At 48.2% G+C, this 13,633-nt stretch carries 14 protein-coding genes; 2 read left to right on the top strand and 12 right to left on the bottom strand.

The features are described 5' to 3' along the window. Window positions 1-35: 35 nt before the first annotated feature. From HNQ56_RS07540 to HNQ56_RS07500, 9 genes are all read right to left on the bottom strand, one after another. The gene (locus HNQ56_RS07540) at window positions 36-962 is read right to left on the bottom strand and encodes a sensor histidine kinase (protein ID WP_429144270.1); all 927 of its coding nucleotides are present in this window, start codon (window positions 960-962) and stop codon (window positions 36-38) included. Window positions 963-966: 4 nt separating this feature from the next. Next, entirely contained in the window at window positions 967-1,644 is a 678-nt protein-coding gene (locus HNQ56_RS07535; RefSeq protein WP_429144268.1) for a response regulator transcription factor, read from the bottom strand. Window positions 1,645-1,803: 159 nt separating this feature from the next. Further along, the gene (locus HNQ56_RS07530; RefSeq protein ID WP_429144266.1) at window positions 1,804-2,658 is read right to left on the bottom strand and encodes a hypothetical protein; all 855 of its coding nucleotides are present in this window, start codon (window positions 2,656-2,658) and stop codon (window positions 1,804-1,806) included. 62 nt (window positions 2,659-2,720) lie between these two features. Continuing rightward, the gene (gene ade / locus HNQ56_RS07525; protein WP_429144264.1) at window positions 2,721-4,460 is read right to left on the bottom strand and encodes an adenine deaminase; all 1,740 of its coding nucleotides are present in this window, start codon (window positions 4,458-4,460) and stop codon (window positions 2,721-2,723) included. A gap of 326 nt (window positions 4,461-4,786) precedes the next feature. After that, the gene (locus tag HNQ56_RS07520) at window positions 4,787-5,965 is read right to left on the bottom strand and encodes an MFS transporter (protein WP_429144262.1); all 1,179 of its coding nucleotides are present in this window, start codon (window positions 5,963-5,965) and stop codon (window positions 4,787-4,789) included. A gap of 90 nt (window positions 5,966-6,055) precedes the next feature. Further along, complete coding sequence (locus HNQ56_RS07515) at window positions 6,056-6,907, bottom strand: DegV family protein (RefSeq protein ID WP_429144261.1); 852 nt, start codon at window positions 6,905-6,907, stop codon at window positions 6,056-6,058. A 273-nt stretch (window positions 6,908-7,180) separates the two neighbouring features. Continuing rightward, window positions 7,181-8,572 carry an NADPH-dependent glutamate synthase gene (gene gltA / locus HNQ56_RS07510; RefSeq protein WP_429144259.1) on the bottom strand — a complete coding sequence of 464 codons (1,392 nt, stop codon included), beginning with the start codon at window positions 8,570-8,572 and terminating at the stop codon, window positions 7,181-7,183. Continuing rightward, window positions 8,572-9,414 carry a sulfide/dihydroorotate dehydrogenase-like FAD/NAD-binding protein gene (locus HNQ56_RS07505; RefSeq protein ID WP_429144258.1) on the bottom strand — a complete coding sequence of 281 codons (843 nt, stop codon included), beginning with the start codon at window positions 9,412-9,414 and terminating at the stop codon, window positions 8,572-8,574. Before HNQ56_RS07505 ends, gltA begins: the two co-directional genes overlap by 1 nt. 53 nt (window positions 9,415-9,467) lie before the next feature. After that, entirely contained in the window at window positions 9,468-9,602 is a 135-nt protein-coding gene (locus HNQ56_RS07500; RefSeq protein ID WP_429144256.1) for a hypothetical protein, read from the bottom strand. 191 nt (window positions 9,603-9,793) lie between these two features. On the opposite strand from HNQ56_RS07500, the gene HNQ56_RS07495 reads away from it, so the two are divergent. Beyond that, a complete protein-coding gene (locus tag HNQ56_RS07495) occupies window positions 9,794-10,846 on the top strand; it encodes an NAD(P)-dependent alcohol dehydrogenase (protein WP_429144254.1) in 1,053 nt (350 codons plus the stop codon). Between the two features lie 128 nt (window positions 10,847-10,974). Here HNQ56_RS07495 and HNQ56_RS07490 read toward each other — a convergent pair whose 3' ends face one another. Beyond that, a complete protein-coding gene (locus tag HNQ56_RS07490) occupies window positions 10,975-11,817 on the bottom strand; it encodes a helix-turn-helix domain-containing protein (protein ID WP_429144252.1) in 843 nt (280 codons plus the stop codon). Window positions 11,818-12,059: 242 nt separating this feature from the next. On the opposite strand from HNQ56_RS07490, the gene dapA reads away from it, so the two are divergent. Beyond that, on the top strand, window positions 12,060-12,947 hold the full coding sequence (gene dapA / locus HNQ56_RS07485; RefSeq protein WP_429144250.1) for a 4-hydroxy-tetrahydrodipicolinate synthase: 888 nt from the start codon (window positions 12,060-12,062) through the stop codon (window positions 12,945-12,947). Window positions 12,948-13,157: 210 nt separating this feature from the next. On the opposite strand, the gene HNQ56_RS07480 is transcribed toward dapA, so the two are convergent. After that, window positions 13,158-13,328 carry a FeoB-associated Cys-rich membrane protein gene (locus HNQ56_RS07480; protein ID WP_429144248.1) on the bottom strand — a complete coding sequence of 57 codons (171 nt, stop codon included), beginning with the start codon at window positions 13,326-13,328 and terminating at the stop codon, window positions 13,158-13,160. A gap of 35 nt (window positions 13,329-13,363) precedes the next feature. Further along, window positions 13,364-13,633 carry a transcriptional repressor gene (locus HNQ56_RS07475; RefSeq protein ID WP_429144246.1) on the bottom strand — a complete coding sequence of 90 codons (270 nt, stop codon included), beginning with the start codon at window positions 13,631-13,633 and terminating at the stop codon, window positions 13,364-13,366.

Raw genomic sequence — 13,633 nt, 5'->3', positions numbered from 1 at the left:
ACAAAACCCGGTTCCTTTCTTACAGAGTTGTAAGATTAGCAGCTTTCTATCCTGCTGTTTTGTAAGAAAAGGGAAAATGAAGTGTATTGGCCGGGTACCGAGTCCACCATGATATAGCCGCCCTGCTTTTCCATGATGAGCGCGGAAAGATACAGCCCTAGCCCCGCTCCCTCCTTGTCACTCACCTCCCGGCCTCTGTAAAACCGTTTGAAAATCAGATTCCAATCGCTCTTATCTATCCCAATCCCATGGTCGGTGATCATAATCGTCGTATAAAGCGGCATCGGCTGAAGGGATATTGTGATTTCGCTGTCCGGCGCAGAGTATTTTACGGCATTTTCAAGTATGTTGGCGATTGCTTCTCTCGTCCATTTCCTATCATGATAAAGCGGCATATCATGAAAATCAGAAACCGACAGATTGATATTTTTCTTTGCTGCCGCAGCGATAACGCTTCCGATAGCGTCCGAAACTGTCTGCCCTATGTTTTCTGAAACGGGGGAAAGCTGTATCGCTCCTACTTCCAGCCGTGACATTTTGATCAGGCTGTCCATCATCCATTGCAGCTTATCCGCACCGGATTTCACGCGGGATAGAAATTCACGCCGCTCCTCCTCGGTTAAGCTTCCCTCCAACAGCAGATCCGCATACATGGAGATACCTGACAGCGGTGTTTTCATTTGGTGGGACATATCCGAAATAAACCCCTGCACCGTATCTTTTTCTTCTCTGGCCTGTGCTGCCTCGGAAATGCACAGATCCATAATACGGCGCGCCTTGCAGGTGAGCTTCGATATTCTGCTTTCGTCTGTTATTTCAGAAAGCAGCTTCCTATCCATTAATAATACCCTGTCCATGATCCTGTCTATGGAGTCAAAGGTCTGCCGTACATACCGGCGGCTCAATAATACCGTTAACGCGCAGCAGATAATTGCAGCCGCCAAAACAAGATAAATTCCCATACCGTCACTCCCTCATCCAGACATAACCCATGCCGTGTATGGTCTTTAATATCTTTGGATTTTTAGAATCGGCCTCAATCTTCGCCCGTAAACGGCTGATATTTACCGATAAGGTGTTTTCGTCCACAAAATCACCTTGCTTGTCCCATAGGGCGGCAAATATCTGTTCCTTCGATAATACCTGTCCGGCATTGCTCATAAAATAATGGAGCAGCCGAAACTCCGTTGCACTTATAGAAATTTCTTCGTTTCCTTTGAACAGCTTGCACAGAGAAACATCAAGCCTGTACCCGCCCGATTTCAGAGCATGACTTTCTTTTGATTCCATACGGCGCAATACCGCCTCCACACGGGCGCGTAAAACAGACAGCGAAAACGGTTTTGTAACATAATCGTCTGCGCCGGCCATAAACCCTGCAACCTGATCCGTTTCCAGATCGCAAACCGTAAGCATGATAACAGGGATATTGGATTCTTCCCGTATTTTCCTGCAAAGCTCCATACCGTTCCCATCGGGCAATCCTAAATCAAGAATGACAATATCAATACTGTTTTGCTCATAACTGAATTGTCCGGCCTTCAATGTATTTGCCTGTATCACCGTATAGCCGTCCCTTTCAAAGGCAAAAGCAATCCCACGGCTTAGATTTTCGTCGTCTTCGACAATTAAAATTCGCTTCATCATCTTTACTCTCGCTTTTTTATTGTTTTTATATCACCTGCCTGCAGACGGCTCCGTATCAGCAGGGATAAGTCCCGCCAGCGATCCGCACGGCAATACAAAAGGGATACCGCTTCAATGCTATCCCCTTCGCATTTTGTATTCCGTTTTCGTGCTGATTTATTTGCCGAAGGCTGCCTGATTGGCAACGGGGCTGCTGCGTCTTTCAAGTTCCGGCAGACGCCGCTCCAGAGCCGCAAAAGATATCTCCACATCCTCATGCACCTCATCCTCCGAGAAGGCTCCCACGGTCACCATATCGCATTCGCGAAGGGTATTCCAGGAGAAATTAAGGCCTACGAAGGGGGTGGTTCTCCCCGCAGCCATGGATTTGATGGTCATCACCGGCTTCTTCGCCTGGTGAATAATGCGGGCAACGGTTTCCACCTCCACCTGCATCAGAAAGCCCATACAGTTATAGATCTGGATATAGGTCTGGACATCATACCCATTCTCGTCAGAATAGGCAATCAGCTCCGGCATATGGGCGGACAGGCCGGGGATCATGCCTGCATCGCGGATCATTGCGGTATAATCCGGGAGCCGGTCAATGATTCCCTTATTCTTATTCACCAGCTGCTCCGCACTGGAATGATGGATCAGACAGATTTTGGCCCCTCTTCTGCCGCAGGCCCTGATCACCGCTTCGGCTTCCCTTCTTCCCTCGGGGGTATCGTCCACATTGATGCTGGGAGTGTCCACCATAATCATAGGCTTCCCATGCTTCTGCTCCGTAAGCTTGACCGCATCCTCCAGATTCCTGCTCAGTCCGAAGGGCGCCATGATGGTGTCGATTCCATACTCCATGTAGGCATCCAATATTGTGCACATCTTCTCCATGGTATTATAGCGGTTGGTAATCATGCGGTCCGCTGCCGCTCCGGTATGGCTCCAGCCCAAAAGCCAATTGGTCCCGATGATCATCCGGGACAGGGACACTCCCTCTACTTGAGTGCGGGAAAATAACTTGCTCATATCATTCATCCTTCCTGATGCAATGTAGTTGTAACCAAACAGCGAGCGCTATCCACCTATCGCTATTCCCTGCATGCGGCCAGCGGCACCATCTTCTGCTTTGTGACATCAAACAGACCGGTGGTCGTCAGCCTCAGCTTCGGTATAACCGGCAGACTGACAAAGGCCATATTCATGAAAGGATCGATTCCATCCCTCACACCCATGCTTCGCGCCAGTGCCTGCATATTCTCAATGTCCCGGGCCAGGGTGACAGCATCCAGATTGCTCATCAGACCTGCGATGGACAGGGGAAGGCTTCCCATCACCTTTCCATCAGCAACGATGGCCCACCCTCCCTGCATGTCACGAATACAGTTGGCCGCCGTGGCAATATCCTCATCGTTGGTGCCAATGACAATGATATTATGGGAGTCATGGGATACGGAGGAGGCAATGGCTCCCCGCCGCAAGCCGTATCCGGTAACAAAGCCCAGGCCTACATGATTGGTATTATGATGGCGTTCAATTACAGCCAGCTTAATGATATCCTCCTCCAGATTCACTTCGGCCCTTCCGTTTTGAAGAGGGGCGAATACCTCCTCGGTGGTTATCTCGCCTTCGATCATTTTAATGATGCGAAACTGACCCGCATCTTCCTCTTCCGCATAGGGAACCTGGAAATCTTCCGGTACAATCTCGTCGCAATGGAAGGAATGATATACCTTATCCAGCAGTTCCTTCCGTATCTCAGGCTCCCGGATAGGGACTGCCCCCTGTTCATCAAGAATCACTCTTCCATTCTTGATTACTTTCCGTACCCTTACTTCCTTCAAATCAGAGAGCACGATGAGGTCGGCATGGTAGCCGGGAGCTACCGCACCGTAATCCTTTAAGCCGAAATAGGAGGCCGCATTAAAGGACCCCATCTTAATGGCAATACAGGGATCTGCCCCTTTGCTGATGGCCTGCCTTACGATATCATCGATATGGCCCAGGCGCAGAATGTCATAAGGGTGCTTATCATCGGTAACCAGCATAGCTCTCTGGTGATAGGGGGGAGTGAACATTCCCATCAGCGCATCCAGATTCCGGGCCGCGGTTCCTTCCCGGATCATGATCCACTGCCCTCTCAGGAACTTTTCCCTGGCTTCCTCAAAGGAGATACACTCATGATCGGACTGCACTCCTGCCGCGACATAGGCGCAGATATCCTTTCCATGGATTCCGGGCGCGTGGCCGTCCACGATCTTGCCCGCCGCCCTGGCATCCTCGATTTTCTTCAGAATATCACTGGCTCCCCGGATGGTCTCGTAGAAATCCATTACCTCCGCAAGTCCCACCACCTTTTTATTCTGGTACAGGTGCTCGATATCCCTGGCCAGAAGTACGCCTCCGTTCTCATCATAAGCCGTGGCGGGAACACAGGAGGGCAGGACAAAATAAATATCCAGCGGCAGGCCCTCCGAAGCCTCCAGCATATACTCTATCCCTTCCATGCCGCTTACGTTGGCTATCTCATGAGGATCTGTAATTACCGCCGTTGTTCCGTGGGGAAGAACCGACTTCACGAACTCCACCGGCTTCAGCATAGAGCTTTCCAGATGAATATGCCCGTCGATAAAGCCGGGTGCCACGTATTGTCCGGCACAATCCAGCTCCTGTTCTCCCTCATAGTCCCCAATACCTACAATCCGCCCGCTGCATATTGCAACATCACCCTGCTCGATCTCTTCCGTAAATACGTTAATAATATTTGCATTCTTCAGCACCAGATCTGCCTTCTCAAGGCCTCTTGCAACAGCCAATTCCTTTACATGCATATTGCCACCGTTCCCTTCCAGTCATGTTTACTATATACCTTTATTATCCATTCAAACATTATTCTGACATTACTTATTTGGGCTAAGCTCTTCCGTTCTGTAGATATTGTACCCTTCATAATGGTAACTTGCATCAATGCCTTTCCTATAAACCTCCCGATCATTAATCCGATCCGTATCATAAATCTCGCCAAAGAGATGTTTATGAATTTTCGCTAATCCGGTGAATTTGCCTGCCTTCTCTTACAATCTGTGTAAGTCTAATAATATATGCATTATTATAACACAAGTCTTAAAAATCTGTGATATATTATTTATTCCTTGTTTTAACTTACAAATTCTTTTCCTGCCACGATTTTATTCAGCCTCTCGGACATAAATAACATCAGAACAATAAAAACAGTCAAATAAAAAGGATATAATCCGATATTGATGCGTGACGCAATCAAGCCAAAAAGCGGCGGCATGAAGGTGGTGCCCACATAGGCACATGCCATCTGAATACCAATAATGGCCTGTGAATTCTCCTTACCAAAATTAGAAGGTGTGGAATGAATAATGGCCGGATAGATGGGCGCACATCCAAATCCCACCACAACCAGGCCGATTAAAGCCAATACATCCGTTGCTGCGGGCAGGGCAATCAGAATAACACCTGCTGCCGTGGTGAAAATACCGATCCGAATCAACAGCTTGTCTCCCAGCTTATCGGCAATAAATCCGCTTAAGAAGCGTCCGAAGGTTATCCCAAAGAAAAAAAGCGAAGCAAAGCTGGCCGCCGTATTCACATCCACGCCCCGATGCCGTACCAGATAGCTGCTTGCCCAAAGCATGGTGGTCTGTTCCACGGCACAGTACGCAAAGAAAGAAACCAGTATCAGGGAAACCCCTTTGATTTTTAAAGCCTGGGCTAAGCTCAGGGACTTAGAATGGGTTTCTTCCTGTGCCTCTTCCCCCTCTTTTCCTTTCCACAATGGCAGGCTGATAAAAAGAATCACCGTTAAGGTGATCTGTATGATGCCAACCATGCGATAACCGTTATTCCATCCGTAACCGCCCGTCAGCGAATAGCTCATGATATACGGGCTGACGGCCGCACCGACGCCCCAGAAGCAATGCAGCCAGCTCATATGGCGGGATGCGTAGTGCAGGGCAACATAGTTATTAAGGGCCGCGTCAACCGCCCCTGCACCCAGACCGAAGGGCACCGCCCACAAGCATAACCATACAAAGGAATGGGATACGGAGAAGCCGAATAAAGCGGCAGCCGTTGAAAAAACACTGATGGCTGTTATCAGCCCCGTTCCCAATCTTCTGGTAAGCCTATGGGAAAATAAGCTGGAAATAATCGTTCCAAAGGCAATGATCATGGTAATGACACCCGCATAAGAAACGGGAACCCCCAGCTCCGTCTGCATTACAGGCCAGGCGGAACCAATTAAAGAGTCCGGCAGTCCCAGACTGATAAAGGCGGCATAAATTATGACAAGCAAAAGTGAATACATGTTTTTCTCTCCCATTATAATTATAATATGATTTAAGGAAGGGACACCGCGGCAAAGTATCTTCGCTCTGCTCGCCGTATCCCTTAAAAATTATTGTCTATAATACAGAATACCCAAGGTATTCGGCCCGCAGTGACTGGAGATAACTCCTCCGGCCCGGGTAATGCAAATCTCTTTGAAATAGTTCAAGCCGGCCAGATAGCGATGGGTTTCCTCCTGGATTTCCTCATCAATTCCGGAGTGAGTGATGAAGACCCGCGCCGGATCCGCTTTCAGCAGCTCTGTTTCCAGCTCCCTGGCATAACCGCGAACCACCAGCTGCTGCCTGCCGCGGTATTTCTTCGCAACTCCCATCTTCCCATCCCGGACGGCAATCATGGGCTTAAGCTTCAGGGTATTGCCGACCAGGGCCGTCACCGCATTGCATCTTCCGCCCCTCTGAAGATAAGTAAGGGTATCCACTACAAAGGAGGCGGATACCTTCCCTCTGTCCGCTTCTATGGTCTCGGCAATCTCATTCAGGGTTCCCCCCGTCTGTGCCAGCTCTGCGGCTCTCAGCACCTGCAGTCCGATTCCCGTGGACAGGTTCATGGAATTAATCACCCGGATACGTTCATAATTTAATTCCTGAGCTGCCACCCTGACCATCTGGCAGGTGACAGACATATCCTCGGAGATACCAATGAAGATAATATCCTCTCCCGCTTCTGTCATCGGCCGCAGCACCTCTATTATGTGCCCCAGCTCCGGCGCCGCCGTCTTCGGTGTTGTATTCCTCTTATCAGACCACTCATAGATTTCCTGAGGCGTGATCTCCCTGCCGTCCATGTAGCTGTTCATATCCAATACAATATTCAGCGGGATAATAGTAATCCCATATCTTTCAATAAGTTCTGCCGACAGATCGCAGGTACTGTCAGCCACAATCCTAATATTTCCCATGCTATCCTCCTCACACTTCTCTGCCAGATTTATCATTATTTTATTATATCTCATTTAAACCGGATAGGAAAGACTTTTATAAAGAGTATAATAAAGTTGTTCGTTTTTGTCACACAAATCCAATCACATGCTTTCCATACAATGCATTATGGGAGCACCATATCCTCTGCCCTGTCAGCCTCTGAACAGCAGCATATTAAAAGCCTGTAACAGGAAGGAGGGCATGGTGCTCCCATAATGCCCTCCTTCCTATTACAGGCTGAACCTATTCCTCTATGCCTGTGCTATATATTCATCAATAGCTGCTGCCGCGTTTTTGCCGGCTCCCATAGCTAATATGACCGTCGCTGCGCCGGTTACCGCATCTCCTCCTGCATAGACACCGGTTCGGGAGGTTAATCCGGTTCCTTCCTCCGCGATGATACCGCCCCATTTCTGGGTCTCTAAGCCTTTTGTAGTTGCTTTTATCAACGGATTAGGAGAGGTTCCGATGGAGATAATAACGGAATCCGTATCCAGGACAAATTCACTTCCCGGTATTGCAACAGGCCTCCGTCTTCCCGATGCGTCCGGTTCGCCAAGCTCCATCTTCTGGCACACCAGACCGCTTACCCAGCCGTCTTCGCTGCCCTTCACCTCCAATGGATCGGTCAGGAAGGAAAATTGGATTCCCTCCTCCCTGGCATGCTCTATCTCTTCCAGACGGGCCGGCAATTCCTTCTCGGTACGGCGGTAAACAATGGTTACTTCTGCTCCCAGGCGCTTTGCACATCGGGCTGCATCCATGGCCACATTACCGCCTCCCACAACCGCCACCCTGCTTCCCCGCTGAACAGGAGTGCTTGCGTCCTCTTTGTACGCTTTCATGAGATTAATTCTGGTGAGGAATTCATTCGCCGAATATACACCTTTTAAATTCTCACCCTTTCTATTCATAAACTTGGGAAGACCTGCGCCGGAACCGATAAATACCGCTTCAAAGCCGTAATCCTCCATCAGCTCGTCAATGGATATGGTCTTTCCGATTACCACATTGGTCTGTATTGTAACTCCCATTTCCTTCAGGGCATTGATTTCTTTTTGGACAATGGCCTTGGGAAGTCTGAATTCCGGTATTCCATATACCAGAACACCTCCGGCCAGATGCAGCGCCTCAAATATAGTGACCTCATAACCCTTGCGCGCCAGATCTCCGGCACAGGCAAGACCGGAGGGCCCCGATCCGATTACGGCAACCTTATGGCCGTTAGATTCCGGCTTTTGTACCTTCGTGGTACTGTTTGCATTGTGGTAATCGGCCACAAAGCGCTCCAGTCTGCCGATGGCTACGGGCTCACCCTTCATTCCGCGTACACATTTTGCTTCGCACTGGGATTCCTGGGGACACACTCTTCCGCACACTGCGGGAAGGGAGCTGGCACGGCTGATAATCCGGAAGGCCTCTTCAAAATTGCCTTCCGCCACCTCTTTTATAAATTCAGGAATATCAATTCTCACAGGACACCCCGCGACACAGGGACGGTGCTTGCAGTTCAGACAGCGCCTCGCTTCATCCATCGCCTGTTCTCTTGTATATCCCAAGGTAACCTCAAGAAAATTCTTATTTCTAACTTCCGCACTCTGTGCAGGCATCTCGTTCTTTACCAAAGACATGTTCGCAGCCATTATCTTACCTCCTTATTAAGCAGGTTGCAGGTTTCTTCGTGAACCCTGCGTTCAAAAGAACGGTACATATTGCCTCGTTCCATCGCCTCATCAAAGTCCACTTCATGGGCATCAAATTCCGGCCCGTCCACGCAGGCAAATTTGGTCACGCCCCCTACCGTCAGACGGCAGCCGCCGCACATTCCCGTTCCGTCTATCATAACCGGATTCATACTGGCAACTGTCTTTATGCCATATTCCTTTGTCAGTTTGCTGACGAATTTCATCATAATAAGAGGTCCGATGGTAATAACCTCGTCGTATTTTTCACCGGATTCAATCAGCTTCTTTAAAGCATCCGTTACCAGACCCTTCTCTCCGCAGCTGCCGTCATCGGACATCAGAATCATCTTACTGCTATTCTTCTTGAATTCCTCTTCCAAAATAACCAGATCCTTATTACGGAAGCCGACGATCGCATGTACCTCCGTGCCCTGATCATGGAATTTCTTTACTACCGGATAGGCAATGGCACAACCTACTCCGCCTCCCACAACAGCAACCTTTTTCTTGCCCTCCGTCTCTGTCGCCCTCCCAAGAGGTCCTACAAAATCCTGGAGCTCATCCCCTTCCTCCATATGGCCCAAGGCCTGAGTGGTAGCTCCGACGATCTGAAAGATAATTGTTACCGTACCTTTCTCACGACTGTAATCGGCTATGGTGAGCGGCATTCTCTCACCGTTTTCATCCGTCCTCAGAATGATAAACTGACCCGGCTCCGCTTTTCTGGCAACCAGGGGCGCATCTATTTCCATCCGGGTTACTGTTGAATTAAGCACCTGTTTCTTCAATATCTTATACATAAAAACCTCCCTAAGCTGCAAATTCTCTTTTTACAACATTTCCTACTGCTCGTTCAAATCTTAACAATGATTTTTTGAAATGTGAAATTCAATTCCATTATATCGATATTCCAATACCGATATAATGCGCTTCCGTTTCTCCCGCTTCCTTCCATCAGATGTTCCTGCCCATATCCGACAACATTCATGACTTTCCGAAATTTATCCGGCTCACACCCATGCCGGTCTGTCCGGCTTTGCTATTTCCTTCTCAGAATATCGATATTCAGATACCGATATATGTATCGTTATGATAGATATTGATAATTTTCTAACAATGTTTTATAATCCAACAGACGGTAATAATTAAACCCTTATAACAAGACAGGAGGTTTTATCAATGAAAGGTTTTGGAATGTTATCCATCGGACAGGTAGGCTGGATCGAAAAAGAAAGGCCCGTTTGCGGCGAGCTGGACGCTATCGTGCGGCCTATTGTTTTAGCACCCTGCTCTTCAGATACACATGTTTCCCACGGCGGTTCCGGCAATCACACGAATTTAATTCTCGGACACGAAGCGGTCGGCGAAGTGGTGGAGGTTGGCAGCCTGGTTCGCAACTTCAAGCCGGGAGATACGGTTGTGGTACCGTGTACCACGCCTAACTGGCTGGCAGAAAATTCTCAGGGCCAATATAATGCACATGACGAGGGCCTTATGGGAAGCTTCAAGTTCCTGGGCTCCAAAGACGGTACTTTTGCCGAGTTTTTTCATGTAAACCAGGCGGATGCCAATCTTGTTCTTCTGCCGGAGGGCGTTTCTCCTGAGGCTGCCGTTATGACGGTGGATATGATGTCCACCGGTTTTCACGGTGTGGAAAATGCCAATGTTTCCTTTGGCGACACCGTAGTCGTTATGGGAATCGGCCCCGTGGGTCTGATGGCTGTTGCCGGAGCCCACTATCGCGGCGCAGGCCGCATCATTGCCATCGGCACACGGCCCAATTGCGTGAAGATTGCCAGGGAGTACGGCGCAACTGATATTATCAGCTACAAAGACGGAGATGTGGTTGCCCAGGTGCTGGAGATGACCAACGGCGGTGCCGATTCCGTTATTATTGCGGGCGGCGGTGCGGAAGCCTTCCAGCAGGCCATCAATATGACCAAATCAGGCGGTTATATCTCCAATGTTAATTTCTTCGACGTTACGGATACTCTTTCCATGCAGGCTTATTCCTGGGGACTTGGTATGGCGGACAAGACAATCCGCGGCGGCTTCTGCCCCGGCGGTGCCCTCAGAATCAAGAAAATGCTTGAGATGGTCAAATACGGACGGATCGACACAACAAAGCTTATCACACACCGTTTCTACGGCTTTGATAAGATTGAAGATGCATTCCATGTAATGGACGAAAAGCCTTCCGACCTCATTAAACCTGTTATTTTCGTCGGTTAATTCATAAAAACAGACGGAACGGTTGCAATAAAAAAGCAAGTGCATGGGTATTCATCCTATCCACTTGCTTTTTTGTATGCTGCTTATTTTCTTCAGCTTCTCCCAGGATATTTCTTCTCCCTTTCGGCTTAATCTATGAAGAGAGCATTCTTAGGCATCGTCTTAAACCTCTTCTTAAAGGCCCTGGAAAAGGTGGAGTAATTCTTAAAACCGCTCTGGAAGCAGGCTTCTGTAATAGAGCTGCCGCTTTGAACCAGGTTCTTGGCCAGCAGCAGGCGTTTTTCTGTAATGTAATTGCCTATGGTATAACCCGTCTCCTCCTTGAAGAAGTGCATCAGATAATACCTGCTCAGATAAAATCTGGCCGACAGAATATCGATACTGAGCTCCTCCGCCAGATGCTCGTTGATATAATCAATGATTTGAACCAGCTTCGCATTATCCTTTGCCGAATCCAGATAATTGATGTGATTGGAGATCGCCGTCCGATTCAATTGTATCATGAATTCCAGAAACAGGAGCTTCTGATACAGCTCCTTGGCAAAGGCATTGTCCGAAAAGGAATGCTCCAGCTCCTGACACACCTGGTACAGCTTCCCCTTCTCCATGGAATGAATCCGCAGAACATTGGAATGTTCCTGCCTGGCCCGTTCAAAGCAGTAATTCAGATTATAATCCTCTCCGGAAAAGCTGTCCAAAAACTGAGGGGATACGTAGAAAATAATCCGTTCATAAGCCGATGAATCCAGCACACTGGGACGGTGAATCTCGCCTGCATTCACCAGTACAATATCGTAAGGCTGAAGCTCATAATTCTTCCCCTCAATGGTATAGATGGAGTTCCCGCTTAAGAATATCATGATCTTATTAAAATCATGATAATGAAAGGCAAACTCCTTACGCTGCCGGTCGATCAAATGAAATATCTTAAAATCATGGTTCAGATAACCCGCCTTCTCAAAGCTTAACATAGTACCTCCCATATCCGCCCACCGTCACAAGCATCATGAACCAAAACCAGGTTCATGATCTCCGGCTCCGATCACATGATCACGAGCAAGCTTGATGTGAGAGTGCCCTTCTCGCACTGCTCACTACGCTTTCATTATATAGCATGATATGCAATATTCAAAGCATTATTATACTATTATTATAAAATAATGTTGTATAGAATAGTAGTATCATAGATGTTTTTGATATGAGGAGGTTTATTATGCAGCTTACCGGTGTTTGGTTACCGATTATTACGCCCTTTAAAAATGATAAAATAGATTTCAAGTCCTATAAAAAGCTCATTGAGCATTACTCCGACAAGGGAATCAGCGGCTTCATTCCCCTGGGGACCACCGGAGAGATTCCTACGCTGAGCGAGTATGAGTTTGAAGAAATGATTGAACGCACCATGGAATATAATAAAAAACACCTGCCCGTCTATGTGGGCATCGGCGGCAATTATACAGCCCAGGTTATTAAGAAGGTTAAGATTGCGGAATATTACGACATTCAAGGTATTCTCTCTGTCTGTCCCTATTACAATAAGCCCAGCCAGGATGGCATATTCGCCCATTTCAAGGCTATTGCGGAAGAGACAGCCTTAAATATGATTATCTACAATATTCCCTACCGTACCGGTGTCAATATTGAGAATGATACGATCCGCCGTCTGGCCGAGATCAAAAATATTGTGGGTCTGAAGGATTGCTGCGGAGACATCAAGCAGAGCATGTCATTGCTTCTTGATCCGCCGGAGGATTTCTCCATTCTGTCCGGGGAAGATCTTCTCTTCTATCTGACTCTCACTCTGGGCGGACACGGCGGAATTCTGGCTTCGTCCCATATTCAGACAGAGGATTTTGTTGAAGTATATCATCGGATAAAGAACAATGATCTCCAGGGCGCTTTGGAGCTGTGGAAGCCCCTCTATGATTTGATTCCCCTCTTATTCAAGGAGCCAAATCCCACACCCATCAAATACTATCTTTCACAGACCGGCCTCATTGCCTCCGACGAGGTAAGACTTCCTCTGACTCCTGCTTCCGCGCAGCTGAGACAGCAATTGGATCGTCATATTGAAAAACAGTCTCAGACGAAGGCCAGCTAATGCAATCAATTGAGTCCTCTGCAGAAGGCCAAAAAAGAAAATCATAAAAAGAGGATGACAGTCCTTTCGCATTACAGAACGACAAGCCTGCATACCGGATATTCTCCGCCGCTGTTAAAGCCGCTATGGGAAATACCCGGTATGCATTTTTGCTCTGTATCATGCGTCCGGACAATCATCCTCGGTATTCAAGGTGATTACTCACACCTCTTAGTGTTCTCCGTGACAGCTTCCGCCGCAACCGCTGCAACCGCCGTCGCAACCGCAGGCGCTCTTGCCGGCTTTCTTTCTCTTCCATATATAGAAGGAAACACCGATCACCAGTACGAGAATAATTCCAATCACTATAAAATCCGTCATATTGACCTCCATTCCGGGCATATGCTATGCCCTCCCGGTTAAACCGCAAACCGGCATCATATGGTAACACTGATCTTCCGGTTAACTGCACCGATCTTCTCCAGATTTTTCACCATGCGGTAGACCGTAGCAACTCCAATCTTCGGATCGACCTGGCTGGCCTTCTGATGAATATCCTTACAGCTTCCAATTTCCTCTTCCAGTATAATATCAATCACAAGAGCCCGCTGCTTCGTAATCTTCATTCCCTGACCCCGCAGCTTTCTCAGCAGTTCATCCTTGCTTCCGGCTCTTTCCTCCGGTGTGTTCTTATACAACTCGTTCAA

The organism is Anaerotaenia torta, assembly GCF_050433395.1.
In the GTDB taxonomy this organism is placed as follows: Bacteria; Bacillota; Clostridia; order Lachnospirales; family Lachnospiraceae; genus Mobilitalea; species Mobilitalea torta.
This window is presented reverse-complemented; position numbering and strand designations above follow the sequence as displayed.

Coding starts and splice junctions, on each gene's coding strand:
- HNQ56_RS07505 (WP_429144258.1), bottom strand. CDS start 9,414: ATGTATAAGATATTGAAGAAACAGGTGCTTAATTCAACAGTAACCCGG.
- gltA (WP_429144259.1), bottom strand. CDS start 8,572: ATGGCTGCGAACATGTCTTTGGTAAAGAACGAGATGCCTGCACAGAGT.
- HNQ56_RS07540 (WP_429144270.1), bottom strand. CDS start 962: ATGGGAATTTATCTTGTTTTGGCGGCTGCAATTATCTGCTGCGCGTTA.
- HNQ56_RS07490 (WP_429144252.1), bottom strand. CDS start 11,817: ATGTTAAGCTTTGAGAAGGCGGGTTATCTGAACCATGATTTTAAGATA.
- ade (WP_429144264.1), bottom strand. CDS start 4,460: ATGCATGTAAAGGAATTGGCTGTTGCAAGAGGCCTTGAGAAGGCAGAT.
- HNQ56_RS07520 (WP_429144262.1), bottom strand. CDS start 5,965: ATGTATTCACTTTTGCTTGTCATAATTTATGCCGCCTTTATCAGTCTG.
- HNQ56_RS07530 (WP_429144266.1), bottom strand. CDS start 2,658: ATGAGCAAGTTATTTTCCCGCACTCAAGTAGAGGGAGTGTCCCTGTCC.
- HNQ56_RS07515 (WP_429144261.1), bottom strand. CDS start 6,907: ATGGGAAATATTAGGATTGTGGCTGACAGTACCTGCGATCTGTCGGCA.
- HNQ56_RS07480 (WP_429144248.1), bottom strand. CDS start 13,328: ATGCCCGGAATGGAGGTCAATATGACGGATTTTATAGTGATTGGAATT.
- HNQ56_RS07535 (WP_429144268.1), bottom strand. CDS start 1,644: ATGAAGCGAATTTTAATTGTCGAAGACGACGAAAATCTAAGCCGTGGG.
- HNQ56_RS07500 (WP_429144256.1), bottom strand. CDS start 9,602: ATGAATGTTGTCGGATATGGGCAGGAACATCTGATGGAAGGAAGCGGG.
- HNQ56_RS07495 (WP_429144254.1), top strand. CDS start 9,794: ATGAAAGGTTTTGGAATGTTATCCATCGGACAGGTAGGCTGGATCGAA.
- dapA (WP_429144250.1), top strand. CDS start 12,060: ATGCAGCTTACCGGTGTTTGGTTACCGATTATTACGCCCTTTAAAAAT.